The sequence below is a fragment of the Amycolatopsis ruanii genome (assembly GCF_003385175.1).
In the GTDB taxonomy this organism is placed as follows: domain Bacteria; phylum Actinomycetota; class Actinomycetes; order Mycobacteriales; family Pseudonocardiaceae; genus Amycolatopsis_E; species Amycolatopsis_E thermalba.
The window spans coordinates 1-2,880 of the sequence record NZ_PQHY01000157.1 but is presented as its reverse complement, the minus strand read 5'-3'; the positions used below and the strand labels follow the sequence as shown (position 1 = coordinate 2,880).

Sequence of the window (2,880 nt, the reverse complement as noted above, 5' to 3'; positions counted from 1 at the left end):
GGGGGGGAAGAGCGCTGGGGGAAGGAACCCCCGCGGGAAGAGCCCGACGGGACGAACCCGGCCGGAAGGACCTCGCGGGCAGTGCAGGTGGAAGAACCGGCCGGGACGAGCCCGGCGGAAGAACCCGGCCGGCAGTGTGGGTGGAAGAACCGGCCGGCCCCGGGCTTCGGGCCGGAAGAACCCGCTCGCGCTCGGCAGAGTGGCCGGAAGAACCCGGCCGTGCTCGGCAGAGTGGCCGGAAGAACCCGGCCGTGCTCGGCAGAGTGGCCGGAAGAACCCGCTCGCGCTCGGCAGAAGTGGCCGGAAGAACCCGGCCGGCCGTGCAGCCGCGTGAATCCGACCCGCGCTCGGCCGAGCGCGGGTAGCGCGAAGCCCGGCCGGGCGGCCCGGCCGGGCTTTGTGCCGTCCCCCTCAGCGGTCCGCCGGTGGGGGTGGCACCAGGAACATCTCCTCCGGCAGCTCGTCCCGCGCGGGCTCCGCCGGGGGCAGCTCCGCCCGCCGTGCGCGCCAGCCCGTCCGGCGGCCGCGCACCAGCACCAGCGCCACCACCGCCCCCACTCCGGCGACCACCACGGTCAGCACCGCGAACATCCGCGCGTCCGACGTGCTGCCCGCCCACCACGCCGACAGCCGCACCTGGGCCGGGTCCGGCTCCGGGCGTGGCACGGCAGGCAACGCGGCCGGCGGGGCGTCCACGAGCACGTCCGTCAGCGCCCGGTACGGGTTCACCATCCCGGCGCCGTAGGCCCCGCCACCCGGCGACGGCGTGGCGGTGGCCAGGATCCGCTCGGCCACCTCCGCCGCCGGCAGATCCGGCCGCACCGACCGCACCAGCGCCGCCGTCGCGGCCACGAACGGCGCGGCGAAACTGGTGCCGTCGCGGTACTGGTGCCCGTCCACCCGGGCCGCGCACAGCACGCTCGCCCCCGGCGCCACCACATCCACCTGCGGCCCGACCTGGGAACTCGCCAGCCGCACCCCGGCCATGTCCACCGCGCCGACCCCGAGCACCCCGTCGTAGCCCGCCGGATACGTCACCGGGCCCGGCGCCGTGCCCTCCTGCCCGTTGCCCACCGCCGCCACCACGACCACGTCCCGCTCCACCGCGTGCCGGATCGCGTCCCGCACGAAGGGGTCGTCCACGCCGCCCGCGACGGACAGGTTGATCACGTCGGCGCCCGCGTCGGCGGCGTACCAGATCCCCCTGGCGAGCACCTCCGGGTCGATGCCCTCGGTGCCGCCGTCGCTCTCGCTGATCCGGACCGGCAGGATCACCGCGTCCGGCGCGAGCCCGGTGAACCCGGCGCCGGCGACCGGCGCGGCCGCGATGATGCTGGCCACCCCCGTGCCGTGGGAGACGCAGTCGAACCCGCCGGGCAGGTCGCCGACGAGGAAGAAATCCTGGCCGGGCAGCACCTTCCCGGGCTGCCGCAGCTGCGGGTGGTCGGCGTCCACCCCGGAGTCCACCACGGCGACCACCACCCCGGCCCCGGTGGCGTGCTCGTGCACGGCGCGGAAGTCCAGCGTCTTCTGCGCCCACGGCAGCTCGGTGACGACCGGGCTCGCCGGCGCGGGATCGCTGCCGCAGGCGCCCGGCGGGCGCGCGGCCGCGGCGCCCCCCGGACAGACGACGACGGCCGCCGCGATCGCGGCGGCCGTCGTCAGGCCGATCGTCCTCATGACGGTTCGTCACCCGTGCCGGTGAGCCGCCGCACCGAGCCCGTGCCCTGCTGCTCCGCCGCCAGGTAGTCGGCCACGCAGCCCATCGCGTCGTCGCACAGGCGGGTGTAGCTGCCGGGAATGGCGTCGGCCCTGGCGGTCAGCTTCTCCGCGATCGGCAGGTACTTCTCCAGGAACGCCTGCGCGAGCACGTCGGTGCCGAAGCGGCCCTGCGCCGCCTGGATCGCCTGCTTGTGGTTCGCCCACGCGGAGGCGAAGTTCTCCCCGGCGGCGCGCAGCTGGTTGATGCTGCGGGTCACGGCGTCCGGGTCCATGTCATAGTCGGCCATCGCCACACTCCTCGATCTTCTTGTCCAGCTGGGTGATGAAGGGATCGGTGTGCACGTCGGTGTGCTCGTACTTCGCGCCGGGCGGCAGGTAGCGGCGGACGATCTCGAACAGCTGCCGCCGCGACTGCTCGACCGCGTCCCGCACCGTGTCCACAATGGATCTGCCGAGCGCCTTCGGGTCGGCCGCCCGGTAGATCCGCGGGTCCAGGTACAGCTCCCGCAGCTCGCCCCGCCCGGCCACCGTGACGCTGACCAGTCCGTCGGGGGAGTCCGCGGTCACCTCGATGGCCGCGATGCGGGTGCGGGTCTCGAGCAGTTCCGCGCGCAGTCGTGCGTGGTCGGTCATGGGGTCTCCCTGTCCTCCTGATCGCTGCCCGGCCGGATGGAGCCGAGGAACTGCCGGAAGTCCTCCGCCAGCTCCGGGGCCGCGGCGCTGGTCGTGGCCATCACGAACCGCAGCACCGCGCGTTTGCCGTGGTCCTCGGTGTCGTGCAGCGCGAGGAACGCCTGGCAGTGGACGACCTCCGCCGCGACGGGCGCGCGGACGAGCAGGACCTGCGCGAGCCCGGGTGCGCCGGCCGTGCCGACCGCGGTGTGCTGCAGCACGTCGACGGTGGCGCCGGACTCGCGCAGGTCGCGCACGGACTCGCCGGCGATCTCGGCCAGGCTCGCGTCGCCGGGCCGGAAGCCGCCGCCGGCCGCGATGACCGGGTCCGGTTCGGACCGCACGCAGGCGACCGTCCCCAGTGGCGATCCGGTCTCCGCCGGCTCCGGGGGCCGCCAGCCGGGCGGTACGGCGAATCCGACGGGGAACGGCATGCTGGTGAACACGGTGGGCTCCTCGGCGCGCTAGTAGAAGGTGGGGGAGGGG

4 protein-coding genes are annotated in these 2,880 nt (G+C 75.1%); all 4 read right to left on the bottom strand.

Annotated features, from left to right (window positions below):
• Nucleotides 1-411: 411 nt before the first annotated feature.
• Genes mycP through D0D28_RS35265 form a run of 4 tightly spaced genes read right to left on the bottom strand, consistent with a single transcriptional unit; the run spans nucleotide 412 to nucleotide 2,840 of the window.
• Nucleotides 412-1,680 carry a type VII secretion-associated serine protease mycosin gene (mycP, locus tag D0D28_RS35280; RefSeq protein WP_205413447.1) on the bottom strand — a complete coding sequence of 423 codons (1,269 nt, stop codon included), beginning with the start codon at nucleotides 1,678-1,680 and terminating at the stop codon, nucleotides 412-414.
• Complete coding sequence (locus D0D28_RS35275; protein ID WP_094005436.1) at nucleotides 1,677-2,009, bottom strand: hypothetical protein; 333 nt, start codon at nucleotides 2,007-2,009, stop codon at nucleotides 1,677-1,679. The genes mycP and D0D28_RS35275 overlap by 4 nt, the downstream gene beginning before the upstream one ends.
• Nucleotides 1,996-2,355 carry a YbaB/EbfC family nucleoid-associated protein gene (locus D0D28_RS35270; protein WP_094005437.1) on the bottom strand — a complete coding sequence of 120 codons (360 nt, stop codon included), beginning with the start codon at nucleotides 2,353-2,355 and terminating at the stop codon, nucleotides 1,996-1,998. The genes D0D28_RS35275 and D0D28_RS35270 overlap by 14 nt, the downstream gene beginning before the upstream one ends.
• Complete coding sequence (locus tag D0D28_RS35265) at nucleotides 2,352-2,840, bottom strand: hypothetical protein (protein WP_116115531.1); 489 nt, start codon at nucleotides 2,838-2,840, stop codon at nucleotides 2,352-2,354. The genes D0D28_RS35270 and D0D28_RS35265 overlap by 4 nt, the downstream gene beginning before the upstream one ends.
• Between the last annotated feature and the right edge of the window lie 40 nt (nucleotides 2,841-2,880).

Coding starts and splice junctions, on each gene's coding strand:
- mycP (WP_205413447.1), bottom strand. CDS start 1,680: ATGAGGACGATCGGCCTGACGACGGCCGCCGCGATCGCGGCGGCCGTC.
- D0D28_RS35275 (WP_094005436.1), bottom strand. CDS start 2,009: ATGGCCGACTATGACATGGACCCGGACGCCGTGACCCGCAGCATCAAC.
- D0D28_RS35270 (WP_094005437.1), bottom strand. CDS start 2,355: ATGACCGACCACGCACGACTGCGCGCGGAACTGCTCGAGACCCGCACC.